Origin of the sequence: Asticcacaulis machinosus (genome assembly GCF_028550435.1) — a bacterium.
In the GTDB taxonomy this organism is placed as follows: domain Bacteria; phylum Pseudomonadota; class Alphaproteobacteria; order Caulobacterales; family Caulobacteraceae; genus Asticcacaulis; species Asticcacaulis machinosus.
Genome location: NZ_JAQQKV010000001.1, coordinates 333,541 through 347,003 on the forward strand (window position 1 = coordinate 333,541; position 13,463 = coordinate 347,003).

General features: G+C 53.6%; 15 protein-coding genes and 2 tRNA genes. 15 read left to right on the plus strand and 2 right to left on the minus strand.

Going from position 1 to position 13,463, the window contains the following annotated elements; all coding sequences use genetic code 11:
* Positions 1-89 precede the first annotated feature (89 nt).
* Both PQU98_RS01570 and PQU98_RS01575 read right to left on the minus strand, forming a co-directional pair.
* A tRNA-Asp gene (locus PQU98_RS01570) sits at positions 90-166 on the minus strand.
* Between the two features lie 60 nt (positions 167-226).
* Positions 227-303 (minus strand) — tRNA-Asp (locus tag PQU98_RS01575).
* Between the two features lie 341 nt (positions 304-644).
* Between PQU98_RS01575 and PQU98_RS01580 the strand changes: the two genes are divergently transcribed.
* The 15 genes from PQU98_RS01580 to nuoL all read left to right on the plus strand — a co-directional run bounded on the left by PQU98_RS01580 (position 645) and on the right by nuoL (position 13,447).
* Positions 645-1,022 (plus strand): NADH-quinone oxidoreductase subunit A, encoded by a 378-nt coding sequence (locus PQU98_RS01580; RefSeq protein ID WP_272743126.1) that lies wholly within the window; start codon positions 645-647, stop codon positions 1,020-1,022.
* 71 nt (positions 1,023-1,093) lie between these two features.
* Positions 1,094-1,630, plus strand: a complete 537-nt coding sequence (locus PQU98_RS01585) for a NuoB/complex I 20 kDa subunit family protein (RefSeq protein WP_272744470.1) — start codon at positions 1,094-1,096, stop codon at positions 1,628-1,630.
* A gap of 12 nt (positions 1,631-1,642) precedes the next feature.
* A complete protein-coding gene (locus tag PQU98_RS01590) occupies positions 1,643-2,248 on the plus strand; it encodes an NADH-quinone oxidoreductase subunit C (protein ID WP_272743127.1) in 606 nt (201 codons plus the stop codon).
* Positions 2,249-2,282: 34 nt separating this feature from the next.
* Positions 2,283-2,672, plus strand: coding sequence for a hypothetical protein (locus PQU98_RS01595; RefSeq protein WP_272743128.1), 390 nt, complete (start codon positions 2,283-2,285; stop codon positions 2,670-2,672).
* Between the two features lie 62 nt (positions 2,673-2,734).
* Positions 2,735-3,967 (plus strand): NADH-quinone oxidoreductase subunit D, encoded by a 1,233-nt coding sequence (locus tag PQU98_RS01600; RefSeq protein ID WP_272743129.1) that lies wholly within the window; start codon positions 2,735-2,737, stop codon positions 3,965-3,967.
* The gene (locus tag PQU98_RS01605; RefSeq protein WP_272743130.1) at positions 3,967-4,323 is read left to right on the plus strand and encodes a hypothetical protein; all 357 of its coding nucleotides are present in this window, start codon (positions 3,967-3,969) and stop codon (positions 4,321-4,323) included. The genes PQU98_RS01600 and PQU98_RS01605 overlap by 1 nt, the downstream gene beginning before the upstream one ends.
* A gap of 34 nt (positions 4,324-4,357) precedes the next feature.
* Positions 4,358-5,023 carry an NADH-quinone oxidoreductase subunit NuoE gene (gene nuoE / locus PQU98_RS01610; protein ID WP_272743131.1) on the plus strand — a complete coding sequence of 222 codons (666 nt, stop codon included), beginning with the start codon at positions 4,358-4,360 and terminating at the stop codon, positions 5,021-5,023.
* 1 nt (position 5,024) lies between these two features.
* Positions 5,025-6,347 (plus strand): NADH-quinone oxidoreductase subunit NuoF, encoded by a 1,323-nt coding sequence (gene nuoF, locus PQU98_RS01615; RefSeq protein ID WP_272743132.1) that lies wholly within the window; start codon positions 5,025-5,027, stop codon positions 6,345-6,347.
* Between the two features lie 5 nt (positions 6,348-6,352).
* Positions 6,353-6,793: a TM2 domain-containing protein gene (locus PQU98_RS01620; protein WP_272743133.1), complete on the plus strand. Its 441-nt coding sequence runs from the start codon at positions 6,353-6,355 to the stop codon at positions 6,791-6,793.
* A gap of 66 nt (positions 6,794-6,859) precedes the next feature.
* The gene (gene nuoG, locus PQU98_RS01625) at positions 6,860-8,911 is read left to right on the plus strand and encodes an NADH-quinone oxidoreductase subunit NuoG (RefSeq protein WP_272743134.1); all 2,052 of its coding nucleotides are present in this window, start codon (positions 6,860-6,862) and stop codon (positions 8,909-8,911) included.
* A gap of 12 nt (positions 8,912-8,923) precedes the next feature.
* The gene (gene nuoH, locus PQU98_RS01630) at positions 8,924-9,985 is read left to right on the plus strand and encodes an NADH-quinone oxidoreductase subunit NuoH (RefSeq protein ID WP_272743135.1); all 1,062 of its coding nucleotides are present in this window, start codon (positions 8,924-8,926) and stop codon (positions 9,983-9,985) included.
* Positions 9,982-10,473: an NADH-quinone oxidoreductase subunit NuoI gene (nuoI, locus tag PQU98_RS01635; RefSeq protein ID WP_272743136.1), complete on the plus strand. Its 492-nt coding sequence runs from the start codon at positions 9,982-9,984 to the stop codon at positions 10,471-10,473. The genes nuoH and nuoI overlap by 4 nt, the downstream gene beginning before the upstream one ends.
* 11 nt (positions 10,474-10,484) lie before the next feature.
* Positions 10,485-11,099 carry an NADH-quinone oxidoreductase subunit J gene (locus PQU98_RS01640; protein ID WP_272743137.1) on the plus strand — a complete coding sequence of 205 codons (615 nt, stop codon included), beginning with the start codon at positions 10,485-10,487 and terminating at the stop codon, positions 11,097-11,099.
* Complete coding sequence (gene nuoK, locus PQU98_RS01645; protein ID WP_189487229.1) at positions 11,096-11,404, plus strand: NADH-quinone oxidoreductase subunit NuoK; 309 nt, start codon at positions 11,096-11,098, stop codon at positions 11,402-11,404. The genes PQU98_RS01640 and nuoK overlap by 4 nt, the downstream gene beginning before the upstream one ends.
* 6 nt (positions 11,405-11,410) lie before the next feature.
* Complete coding sequence (gene nuoL, locus PQU98_RS01650) at positions 11,411-13,447, plus strand: NADH-quinone oxidoreductase subunit L (protein ID WP_272743138.1); 2,037 nt, start codon at positions 11,411-11,413, stop codon at positions 13,445-13,447.
* The last annotated feature ends 16 nt before the right edge of the window (positions 13,448-13,463 follow it).

Below are 13,463 nucleotides of genomic sequence, written 5' to 3' on the forward strand. Positions count from 1 at the left end.
CTAAACGAAAAAAAACCGCGAGGCTTTGCGCCTGCGGTTTGCAATACATAGGATAGTAAAAGAGATGCGGAGCCACTTAAAATTTTAAGTGGCGCGAGTGACGGGACTCGAACCCGCGACCCTCGGCGTGACAGGCCGATACTCTAACCAACTGAGCTACACCCGCATCCCTAATGCCCTGCGTAAACCTGAATTTCAGAAGCGGTTGCCACCTACGTTAAATAAGTGGCGCGAGTGACGGGACTCGAACCCGCGACCCTCGGCGTGACAGGCCGATACTCTAACCAACTGAGCTACACCCGCATTCTGAAATTTTAGTTTCTCGATAAGACAGTGTGGCCGAGATTTTAAGGTCTGGCAACCATGCCCTGTCAGGAGGTGCGCTAGATAGTTCGGGCGAGGGGGCGGTGTCAAGCGCCGAGTTTCTGAAAAGCTCTAAATTTTGAAATGGCTGTGGAAGGCTGATTGCAAAATGCGATTAATTCTCAATAGCTTTTAAAAATAACGCAAAAATCAAAAAACACGCAATTTGATCCTTTTGAGTGTTTGCCGCGGTGCAAAGGTTGGTCTAATACGCTTCTTGATTCCAGCCGTCCTTAAGGTGTAACAGCACTTTTAGATAAAGGACTCATTTGAGGTTTCCGATGAACGCGCTTTTGCTGCAATATCTTCCGGTCATCATTTTCATGGGTATAGCTGCCGTTTTAGGGCTTGGCTTTATCTTTGCGGCGCTGGTTCTGGCACCAAAGGCCCCGGACACCGAAAAGCTCTCGGCTTATGAATGTGGCTTTAATGCTTTTGATAGTGCGCGCCAGAAATTTGACGTGCGGTTTTATCTGGTTTCGATTCTGTTCATTATCTTTGACCTCGAAGTCGCGTTTCTCTTTCCGTGGGCAGTCTCTATGTTTGATTTGCCCCAGGCGGGTATGGAGTTTGCCTTTTGGTCGATGATGTCTTTCCTGACCATCCTGACCGTTGGCTTTATTTATGAGTGGAAAAAAGGAGCCCTGGAATGGGAGTAGACCTTTCCAATAGTGGCCTGATTTCAACATCGGGCCAGCCTTTATCTACGGGTACAACCTTATCTGCCGGAATGGCGGGCCGTTCACGCGTTGAAGGTTATAACCCTGATATCCACGACAAGTTTTTCGAGCAGGTCTCCGCAGAACTGAACGAAAAAGGTTTTCTGGTCGCGGCGGCCGATGATGTCATCACGTGGGCGCGCACCGGCTCTCTGATGTGGATGACGTTCGGTTTGGCCTGTTGTGCCGTTGAAATGATGCAGGCCTCCATGCCGCGTTATGACATGGAGCGTTTTGGTATGGCGCCGCGCGCGTCACCGCGCCAATCCGACCTTATGATCGTAGCGGGCACCCTGACCAACAAAATGGCGCCGGCGTTGCGAAAAGTGTACGACCAAATGCCTGACCCCCGTTATGTGCTGTCGATGGGCAGTTGCGCGAATGGTGGCGGTTATTATCACTACAGCTATTCGGTAGTTCGTGGTTGTGACCGGGTTGTGCCGGTGGATGTCTATGTGCCCGGTTGTCCGCCATCGGCTGAAGCACTGCTGTACGGCCTCCTGCAATTGCAGAAGAAGATCCGCCGTAACGGCACGATCGCACGATAAGGGGAGGGTGGTATGTCGTTAGATAAACTGAATAACCTCGCCGAACGTGCCAGGGCCGATTTCAAGGATGGCGTTCTGGATGTGACGTTCGCTTATGGTGAACTGACGCTGATGGTTGAACGCGAGCGCATTATCGAGATCATGACCAAGCTGAAAGACGGCGAGTATTATCGCTTCCATCAGCTTATTGATCTGACGGGCGTGGATTATCCTAAGCGTGATCTTCGCTTTGATGTCGTGTACCATCTTTTGTCGTTGACCCAGAACCTGCGTATTCGGGTCAAGGTTATGACGGATGAAGTCGTGCCGGTAGCCAGTCTTCGTGACGTTTATCCTAACGCTGATTGGTATGAGCGCGAAGCTTTTGATATGTATGGTATCTTATTCGCCAATCACCCGGATCTGCGCCGGTTGCTAACGGATTACGGTTTTGAAGGCCATCCTTTGCGCAAGGATTTCCCGATGACCGGCCATGTCGAGGTACGTTACGACGAAGCGCAAAAGCGCGTGGTTTATGAGCCTGTAAAACTGGTTCAGGAGTTCCGTAAATTTGACTTTATGTCTCCGTGGGAGGGCGCGTCCTATGTCCTGCCGGGAGATGAGAAGGCCAGTAGCTAGATAAGCAGCTAAATAACCTGAAACGGGGGGCGTTATGGGTAGGTTTAAATCGGTACGGTCGGCAGTAAAGTTTTTTGCCGTCAGTTTGTCGGCAGCATATCTGTTTACCATCGGCATGAAATTGACCGGCTGGTTTACGCGCTCACCCGACATACCGGATGAAGGCATGGCGACGACAGGGATGTCGATCATCGTCGGTGTGGCGATATTAATTTTTGGGGCTGCGGTGCGGCGCTTTACGGCAGCGGAAACGCAGGCCGCACTTTTGGGGGCTTCAGCCGTGCTTCTGGCAACGCCAGTGGTGCAGTTGGTGACGACGCATAGTTTTGACTTGTCGACGCTGGTGGTTTCCGGTTTTGGCATTATCACTCTGGTGGCCGGTCTGCTTGTCGCATTGACGCGCAGACCGACGCTGGACGAGTAAATTTCGCGGAATCGCCGGTTCAGACTGGCTGTTTTCGGGTAGTGGGATAGAAGGATGTGATCATGGCGGATGATGTGAAGCCCCAGAACGATCTCAAGAGCGAGCTTACGCGTCAGAATTTTGACGACCGCAAGTTCACGATCAATTTCGGTCCTCAGCACCCGGCGGCTCACGGCGTTTTACGTCTGGTGCTTGACCTTGACGGTGAAATCGTTGAACGTGTCGATCCGCACATCGGCCTGCTGCACCGCGGCACCGAAAAGCTGATGGAATATCGCACCTATCTGCAAAATATTCCCTATTTTGATCGCCTTGATTACGTAGCACCTATGAATCAGGAGCACGCCTTTTGCCTGGCGATCGAAAAGCTTCTGGGCGTTGACGTGCCTAAGCGTGCGCAGTTGATCCGGGTACTATTCTCTGAAATCGGCCGCGTACTAAATCATCTCCTGAACATCACCACTCAGGCCATGGACGTCGGTGCGCTGACGCCTCCCTTGTGGGGCTTTGAAGAGCGCGAAAAGCTGATGGTGTTCTATGAGCGTGCCTGCGGGGCACGGTTGCACGCTAATTACTTCCGCCCAGGTGGCGTCCATCAGGATCTGACGCCGGAACTGATCGATGATATTGAGCAGTGGTGCAAAGAGTTCCCGCGCGCGCTGAATGATATTGAGTCTCTGGTGACTGAAAACCGTATTTTCAAGCAGCGCAATGTCGATATCGGTGTCGTCTCAGTTCAGGAAGCGTTCGACTGGGGCTTCTCTGGTGTCATGATCCGTGGGTCGGGCGTCGAATGGGATCTGCGCAAATCCCAGCCCTATGAATGCTACGATGAACTCGATTTTGATATCGTCATCGGCAAAAACGGCGACTGCTGGGATCGTTATCTATGCCGTGTCGAAGAGATGCGGGTTTCGGTCAGCCTGATGCAGCAATGTATTGATAAACTTCGGGTAACGCCGGGGGAGGTTCTATCCACCGACCATAAGATCACGCCGCCACGCCGCGCCGAGATGAAAAACTCGATGGAAGCGTTGATCCATCACTTCAAGCTCTATACCGAAGGTTTCAAGACCCCTGAGGGCGAAGTCTATGCCTGCGTCGAAGCGCCCAAGGGAGAGTTCGGGGTCTATCTGGTGTCGGACGGAACCAACAAGCCCTATAAGTGTAAGATCCGGGCGCCGGGCTTTGCCCACCTTCAGGCTATGGACTGGATGAATCGCGGCCATATGCTGGCTGACGTATCAGCTATCCTGGGCTCGCTGGATATCGTGTTCGGTGAGGTTGACCGCTGATGAATATCTGGCTGGCTTTCGCGCTGTCATTAGGCTTTCTGACCGTTGCTGTTTACCTGCGCTACCTGCTGGGTAAAGCCGCGTGGTCGTATCACCCTGGTGGGCAAAAAGGGTATCTGAAGGATATTCTGTTGGAAACTATAGTATCCTATGCGCCCATGCTGGCCATCATCTTTTCGGTGCGCGTTTACATCGAATTTAATCCGCAGGACGCGGGATCCCCATTGATTATGGGCTCTATCGCTGTAGCTGTGGTCTCCATGCTGCTGGCCAAGCGCCTGCCGTTCGTCAAGGCAGCCAGCCTACGTATGACGAAGGCCCGTTCCGACCGTTGGGAGGCCGCGGCTAAACAATGATCTGTTTTTTCTTTAATAGTGAGAGAGAGGCCTGATGTCTGTTCGCCGCCTCGCCAAAGAGCAGCCCGAAAGCTTTGCCTTCAAGCCGGAAACGCTTGAAAAGGCTAACTGGTGGATTGCCAAATACCCTGATAACCGTCGTCAATCGGCGGTCATTCCCATTTTGTGGCTGGTCCAAAAGCAGGAGGGCTGGGTCAGTGAGCCCGCTATTTCCGCGATTGCCAAGATGCTGGGCATGGCTCAGATTCGTGTTTATGAGGTCGCGACCTTCTACACTATGTTCATGCTGGAGCCCGTCGGTTCCGCCGCGCTCATTCAGGTGTGCGGCACGACGCCGTGCATGTTGCGGGGCTCCGACAAGCTGATGGAAGTTTGTAAATCCAAGATCGGCGCCAAAGACAAGCTGTCTGCCGATGGTAAATTTACCTGGCAGGAAGTTGAATGTCTGGGGGCCTGCACCAATGCGCCTATGGCTCAGATCAATGATTACTTCTATGAAGACCTGACGCCGGAAAATCTGGCGCAGATCATTGATGATTTTGCCGCAGGTAAATCGCCCAAGGCTGGCCCTTATAATGGTCGTCATACCTCTGAGCCGATTGGCGGAGCGACGTCCCTGCTTGATCCGAAGCTTTATGATGGCTCGGCCTCCAAGCCTGTCAAAATTCCGAATGCACCCGTTCCGGAGGCAAATGCGTAACATGGCCAAAACACTGGGTATTCTCGAAGATAAAGATCGCATTTTCACCAACCTCTATGGTTTCCAGGATTGGGGCCTTGAGGGGGCAAAGCAGCGCGGTTGCTGGAACGCGACCAAGGATATTTTGTCCTATGGGCGCGAGTGGATCATCACTAATGTCAAAAACTCTGGCCTGCGCGGTCGGGGTGGGGCGGGGTTTTCGACCGGATTGAAATGGTCGTTCATGCCGAAAGAGGTCAAGGATCGCCCGCACTATCTGGTCGTCAATGCCGATGAATCTGAACCCGGCACCTGCAAAGACCGCGAGATCATGCGCCACGATCCGCACCTTTTGATCGAAGGTTGCCTGATCGCGTCGTTCGCCATGCAGGCTCATGCCTGTTATATCTATCTGCGCGGCGAATATGTCTTTGAACGCGAGCGGTTAGAGGCGGCGGTTAAACAAGCTTATGAAGCCAAGCTCATCGGCAAAAATAACGTCCACGGCTGGGATTTTGATGTTTACGTTCATCATGGTGCTGGCGCCTACATCTGCGGTGAAGAAACGGCCCTTTTGGAATCACTTGAAGGCAAAAAGGGGCAACCGCGTCTGAAGCCGCCTTTCCCGGCGGGTGCCGGGCTTTATGGTTGCCCGACAACGGTGAACAATGTCGAATCAATCGCGGTTGTTGGCACGATCCTGCGCCGCGGTGCCGAATGGTTTGCCTCCTTTGGCGCGCCTAACAATACCGGAACTAAGCTGTTCTGTATTTCAGGCCATGTCGAACGCCCTTGTAACGTCGAAGAAGCTATGTCGATCCCGTTCCGTCAACTGATCGAAGACCATTGTGGTGGGATTCGTGGCGGCTGGGGCAATCTCAAGGCCGTTATTCCAGGTGGATCGTCGGTGCCGATGATTCCGGCCGAGCAGTGCGAAAACCTGCCCATGGATTTTGACAGCCTGCGCGCCCTACGTTCCGGTTTGGGAACGGCTGCGGTTATCGTCATGGATAAGTCGACCGATCTGATCCGCGCCATTGCCCGCCTCAGTTACTTCTATAAGCATGAAAGCTGCGGTCAGTGCACGCCATGCCGTGAAGGTACGGGCTGGATGTGGCGGGTGATGGAGCGCATGGTCAAAGGCGATGCCGATCCCTCTGAAATTGATATGTTGCTTGAAGTGACAACTCAGGTTGAGGGCCACACGATCTGTGCGTTGGGGGATGCGGCGGCCTGGCCGATTCAGGGTTTGATCCGCCATTTCCGCCATGAGATCGAGGACCGTATCACGCTTTACCGTTCACGTAAGTCTAACGTGGCCGGCCATTCGATTGCTGCGGAGTAGGGGATATGCGCGGGAAAGTTCTGTCATACGACGATAGCCTAGCTCAGGGCCTCATCAGCGGTGATGACGGCGTACGCTATGGCTTTACCCGAGCAGACCTTATGGGCGGCGCCCGTTCCGTTGCGACGGGATCGACCGTTGATTTTGAAGCGTCCGATGGCCGGGCCGTTAGCGTTTATGTCGTCTCCACAGGCCTGTCCGATAAGAACAAATGGGTGGCAGCCCTTTTGACCTTTTTCTTCGGCATCTGGGGTGTGCACAAGTTTTATCTGGGCAAGAACACCGCCGGTGTCATCATGCTGGTGTGCGGGACAGTAGGGTGGTTTCTGGTCATCCCCGGCATAGCCGCCGCTCTGATATCGTTTATCGAGCTTATCATCTACCTGCTCAAGTCCGAGCAGAAGTTCCATGAAGATTATGTCGCTGGCGACAGGTCTTGGTTCTGATAAATTGTTAGTATTTTCGCGCAGTTATCCAACGATACTTGCGTTACTGAATGAGGTTTGAGGCCTATGGCGAAAGCAAAAGTCAACGGCGTTGAGGTCGAATTCGATCCCGGCATGACCGTGCTTCAGGTAGCTGAACTGGCGGGGGAGGAAATCCCGCGTTTCTGTTACCATGAGCGCCTGTCGATCGCAGGTAACTGCCGGATGTGTCTGGTTGAGGTCAAGCCCGGACCGCCAAAGCCGCAAGCTTCATGCGCCCTGCCAGCCGCTGAAGGGCAGGAAATTTTCACCAATACGCCAATGGTCAAAAAGGCCCGCGAAGGGGTGATGGAATTCCTGCTGATCAATCACCCGCTTGATTGCCCAATTTGCGATCAGGGCGGTGAATGTGACCTTCAGGATCAGGCTATGGGTTATGGCCGCGGCGGTTCGCGCTATGCTGAGAATAAGCGTGCCGTTGAAGAAAAATATCTTGGCCCGACTATCAAGACGTTTATGACGCGCTGCATTCAATGCACCCGTTGCGTGCGTTTCAGCACCGAAGTTGCCGGGGTCACCGAAATGGGCATGATCTCACGCGGGGAAAATGCAGAGATCACTTCCTATCTTGAACAGGCTGTCTCATCCGAATTATCGGGCAATCTGAACGATCTGTGTCCGGTCGGCGCTTTGACCCATAAACCGTGGTCATTTAATTACCGGCCGTGGGAATTGCAAAAGGTTGAATCGATTGACGTCATGGATGCGCTGGGGGCGCATATTCGTCTCGATTACCGTGGCCCAACGGTTCTGCGCGCTTTGCCGCGCCTTAAGGAAGACATCAACGAAGAATGGATCACCGACAAAACGCGCTATGCAGTCGACGGTTTATCTCGTCAACGCCTTGATAAACCTTACGTCCGCAAAGCTGGCAATTTACAAGCGACCACTTGGGCGGAAGCCTTGGGTGCGGTTGCTGGCAAATTAAAAGCGACTTCGCCCGACAAAATCGGTGTGATCGCCGGTGACCTTATCGATGCCGAAGGGTTGAAGGCCACCAAGGATCTGTTCGCCTCTTTGGGTGTCAACAATCTGGATTGCCGTCAGGACGGTTCAAAGGTTGGCGGCGCTGCGCGTGAAGCCTATCTGTTCAATACCAGTATCAGCGGCATCGAAGACGCCGACGCTATTTTGATGATCGGGACAGATCTGCGCAATGAAGCGGCCCTGATCAATGCCCGCATCCGTAAATCATGGCTCAAGGGCGACGTGCAGGTGGCGGTTATCGGTGAGCCTTATGACCTCACCTATGATTACGTGCATTTAGGTGCAGGGCCAAAGGCACTGAAAGATCTAAAAAAACATTCTTTCCGTGATGTTCTGAAAAACGCGAAAAAGCCCGCCGTTCTGGTCGGTAATGGGGCGATTTCGGGCGCTGACGGGGCGGCTATTCTGAACCTGATCGCGTCCGAAATCCTGAGCGCTTATGATATTGTACGCGCCGACTGGAACGGTTTCAATATCGTCCATCAGGCGGCGTCGCGGGTTGCCGGCTTAGATATCGGCTTCATTCCGCAAGCTGGTGGTCTCGATACTGAGGCGATGTTGGCTGGTGGCCTTGACGTTGTCGTTCTGCTTGGGGCGGATGAAGTCGATACGACAAAGCTTAAAGGCAGCTTTGTCGTTTATATCGGCCATCATGGTGATGCGGGTGCCGCGATTGCGGACGTGATCTTGCCGTCCGCCGCCTATACGGAAAAATCAGGCATCTATGTCAATCTTGAAGGACGTGTACAAATTGCAGAGCGCGCCGTATTCCCCAAGGGCGAAGCTAAAGAAGATTGGGCCATTATGCGCGCCCTGTCCGAAGCTTTGGGCAAGACCCTGCCATACGACAGCCAGTCTGATCTGCGTGCCAAATTGATCGCCGATCACCCGACATTTGGGCGGATAGATGTGAAGCCTTCACAAAAAAGCTTTGATGTCAAAACCCTGGGTGCTAAGGGCGAGGTCTCTGACCGAGTCTTTAAGTCAAATATCAAGGATTTCTACCTGACCAACCCGATAGCTAGAGCCAGCGTGGCTATGGCGGAATGTTCCGCTGTCCGTGCGCCAAAGCTGTCTGTGGCCGCCGAGTAAGAGAGACGACTGATGGAAGCAACTTCATTTTGGGCCACACCTTGGGGCTGGACGATCATTACGATCGGGCAGGCTCTGGCGGTTATTGTAGGTGTGATGGTCTCTCTGGCTTTCCTGCTGTGGGGCGACCGTAAGGTCTGGGCCGGTGTGCAAATGCGTAAAGGGCCCAATGTCGTGGGTCCGTTCGGTCTGATGCAATCTTTTGCCGACTTTTTCAAATTCGTGTTGAAAGAAGTCGTCATCCCGGCCGGTGCCGATAAGATCGTGTTTCTTCTGGCGCCGCTGATCACTTTCATTCTGGCGTTCATGTCATGGGCGGTTATTCCATTTGCGCCGGGTTGGGTCGTATCTGACATTAATGTCGGCATTCTTTATCTGTTCGCCATCTCATCGCTGGGCGTTTACGGCATAATCATGGGCGGGTGGGCTTCTAACTCAAAGTATCCGTTCCTGGGGGCACTGCGTTCGGCGGCCCAGATGGTATCATATGAGGTCTCCATCGGCCTGATCGTTATCTGTGTGATCCTGCTGGTGGGTGACATGAACCTGTCGCGGATCGTTGAGCATCAGGCCGGCGGTTTCTGGAACTGGCATGCGTTTGCGCCTAAGACCATCATCGTCATGTTCCCGGTTATGATCATGTTCTATGTGTCGGCACTGGCGGAAACCAACCGTCCACCGTTTGATCTGCCGGAAGCGGAATCGGAGCTGGTGGCAGGCTATCAGGTCGAATATTCCTCGACCCCCTATCTGCTGTTCATGATCGGTGAATACGCCAACATCGTGCTGATGTGCGCACTGATCACCATCCTGTTTTTCGGTGGCTGGCAAGCGCCATATCCAACGGCTGGTTTCCTTGAGCCCGGTTCGGTGTTTGAGGCTATCCACGGCCTGCTGTGGTTCATCCTCAAAGTCGTGTTCTGGTTTGTGATGTTTGCCATCGCCAAGGCTATTGTTCCCCGTTACCGCTACGACCAATTGATGCGTCTGGGCTGGAAAGTATTCCTGCCGGCCTCATTAGTGGCAGTGGTTTTGATTGCGGCCTACCGCGTATTCGGAGGTAATTTGATATGATATCTCGTATCGGCCAGGCCATCAAAGGCGCCATGCTGATGGATTTCATCGGGGCCACCGGCCTTGCGGTGAAATACATGTTCAAGCCCAAGGCGACGATCAACTATCCGTTTGAAAAAGGCCCGATCAGCCCGCGCTTTCGCGGTGAGCACGCATTGCGCCGTTATGCCAATGGTGAAGAACGCTGCATTGCCTGCAAACTTTGCGAAGCCATCTGTCCGGCGCAGGCCATCACGATTGAGGCTGAGCCGCGTGATGACGGTTCACGCCGCACGACCCGCTACGATATCGACATGGTTAAGTGCATCTATTGCGGGCTGTGTCAGGAAGCCTGTCCGGTCGATGCCATCGTCGAGGGGCCGAACTTTGAGTTTGCGACCGAAACCCGCGAAGAACTTTATTACGACAAAGAACGCCTGTTGGCGAATGGCGACCGTTGGGAACGCATTATTGCGCGTAACCTCGAACTTGACGCGCCTTACCGGTAAAGGATGACGCTATGACTTTGGTGGCTATAGCCTTTTACATCATGGCCCTGATTACGGTCGCATCCGGATTTTTGGTGATTACCGCCAAAAATCCCGTGCACTCGGTGCTGTTTCTGATCCTGGCCTTCTTTTCGGCCGCAGGTTTATTTGTGCTGCTGGGGGCGGAGTTCCTGGCCATGCTTCTCGTCGTGGTCTATGTGGGGGCGGTGGCGGTTCTGTTCCTGTTCGTCGTCATGATGCTGGATGTGGATTTTAGCAAGCTGCGTCAAGGATTTGCCAACTATCTGCCGATTGGTGGCGTCGTGGCACTGGTGCTCATGACGGAATTAATCATGATCAGTTTTGCTGTCGCCGAACGAGGTGCGGCCGCGGGTAATGAGCCGCAAGCCTTTACGGCGGATGCGACTAATATCGAAACCATCGGTCGCGTACTTTACACAGACTATGTCTATCTGTTCCAGGCGGCGGGGTTTGTACTGCTGGTGGCCATGATCGGCGCCATCGTGCTGACGCTCAAGCACCGCACCAACGTTAAGCGTCAGGATATTTCTACTCAGGTCGGTCGTCAGCGCAAAAACGCTGTGGCCATCGTCAAGGTCAAAACCGGCGAAGGGATCAAAGAATGACTATCGGCCTCGCACACTATCTCACCGTTTCGGCCATTTTGTTTACGATCGGGGTGCTGGGCATCTTCGTGAACCGCCGCAACGTTATTATTATTCTGATGTCGATCGAACTGATCCTGCTGGCGGTTAATATCAACTTCGTGGCTTTCTCAAGCTATTTGCATAATGTGCAGGGGCAGATTATGGCCATGTTTGTCCTGACAGTGGCGGCGGCTGAGGCCGCAGTCGGTCTGGCTATCCTCGTCACCTTCTTCCGTAATCGCGGCGATATCGAAGTCGATGACGCCAGCATGATGAAAGGCTAATCCATCATGCAGACCTTAGTTACTGTTCTGGTTCTGGCGCCGATGGTCGGTGCGCTGATTGCAGGCCTGTTTGGTCGCCGCATTGGCAATATTGCCTCTCAAGGTGTGACGACGGGGCTTCTGTTCCTGTCCTGCGCCCTGTCTTGGTATGTGTTCGGAGCCCACACTTGGGGCGGCGCGTCGGATTTTACCGTCAAGTTGCTGGACTTCATCAATATTGGCACCTTCCAATCGGCGTGGTCGATCCGGATTGATGCCTTGTCGGCCACCATGCTGATCGTCGTGACGTCGGTGTCTTCTCTGGTTCACCTCTATAGCTGGGGCTATATGGCTGAGGATCCGTCACGCCCGCGCTTCTTTGCCTATTTGTCGCTGTTTACCTTTGCCATGCTGATGTTGGTGACGGCGGCTGATTTCATGCAGTTGTTCTTCGGCTGGGAAGGGGTGGGGCTGGCGTCCTATCTGTTGATCGGGTTCTGGTTCAATAAGGCCAGCGCCAATAATGCGTCCATCAAGGCGTTTGTGGTCAACCGCGTTGGGGATTTCGGCTTCGCGCTGGGGATCATGACGGTTTACTGGATGTTCGGCACCGTTAATTTTGCCGAATTGTTTCCGATGATCGAAGCCAAGGCTGGAACAACCTGGATGTTCCTTGGCTACTCTTTCAGCGCCATTGATCTGGCCTGCTTCCTTCTGTTCATCGGTGCTATGGGTAAGTCTGCGCAGTTCTTCCTGCACACCTGGTTGCCGGACGCGATGGAAGGCCCGACCCCTGTGTCGGCCCTGATCCATGCCGCAACCATGGTGACCGCCGGTGTCTATATGGTTTGCCTGCTGTCGCACATGTTTGAGTATGCGCCGGTTGCCAAGATGATTGTCGCCTATGTGGGGGCTATTACGGCGATTTTTGCGGCGTCGATAGGCTTTACACAAAACGATATCAAGCGCGTCATCGCGTTTTCGACCTGTTCGCAGCTTGGCTACATGTTTTTTGCCGCAGGCATCGGTGCTTATCAGGCCGCCATGTTCCACCTGTTCACGCACGCTTTCTTTAAGGCGCTGTTGTTCCTTGGTGCCGGTTCGGTAATTCATGGCATGCACCATGAGCAGGATATGCGTAAAATGGGCGGGCTTTATAAATATATGCCTATCACCTATGCGGTTATGACCATCGGCACCATCGCCATTACCGGCCTTGGGATTCCGGGGACACAGATCGGCTTTGCCGGCTTCTTCTCTAAGGATGCCATCATCGAATCCGCTTGGGCGATGAGCGAAACGCCGCAAGGTATGTTCGCGTTCATCATGGGCCTGTCGGCAGCGCTTTTGACCTCATTTTATAGCTGGCGTCTGGCCTTTATGACCTTCCACGGCAAGAAGCAGTGGGAACATGCACACGACGACCACCATGCCCATGCAGAGACACACGGCCATGACGATCACGCGGATGATCATGGGCATGGTCACCACGCCCATACGCCGCACGAAAGCCCTCTGATCATGCTGGTGCCTTTGCTGGCCTTGGCAGTTGGGGCGGTCGCGGCAGGCTTTATCTTCGCGCCTTATTTCGTTGGCGATCATGCTCATGACTTCTGGGGGCATGCTATTTTCACAGCACCGACCAACCATGTTATGCACGATGCGCACCATGTTGAGACGTGGGTAAAGTTTGCACCGTTGGTCGTCACCATGCTTGGGCTGGTATTGGCGTGGTTCTTCTATCTCAAGCGCCCGGATCTGCCGAAGAAAATGGCCGCGAATGAGGGACCGCTCTATACCTTCCTGTATAATAAGTGGTTCTTCGATGAGATTTATCAGGCCACTCTGGTCAAGGGTTCGCGCGCCCTAGGTAATGTCTTCTGGAAAATCGGTGACGTAAAGCTCATTGATGGTCTGGGCCCCAACGGGGCGGCATGGTCAGCCTTGAAAGCCGCCAAGAATCTGGTCAAGACCCAGACGGGTTATGTCTATCACTATGCGTTCGTTATGTTCTTAGGTGTCGCGGGTCTTTTGACTTGGGTCGTATTCTGGCTGGCCGCTTAAGAGGGGATAAGTTTCA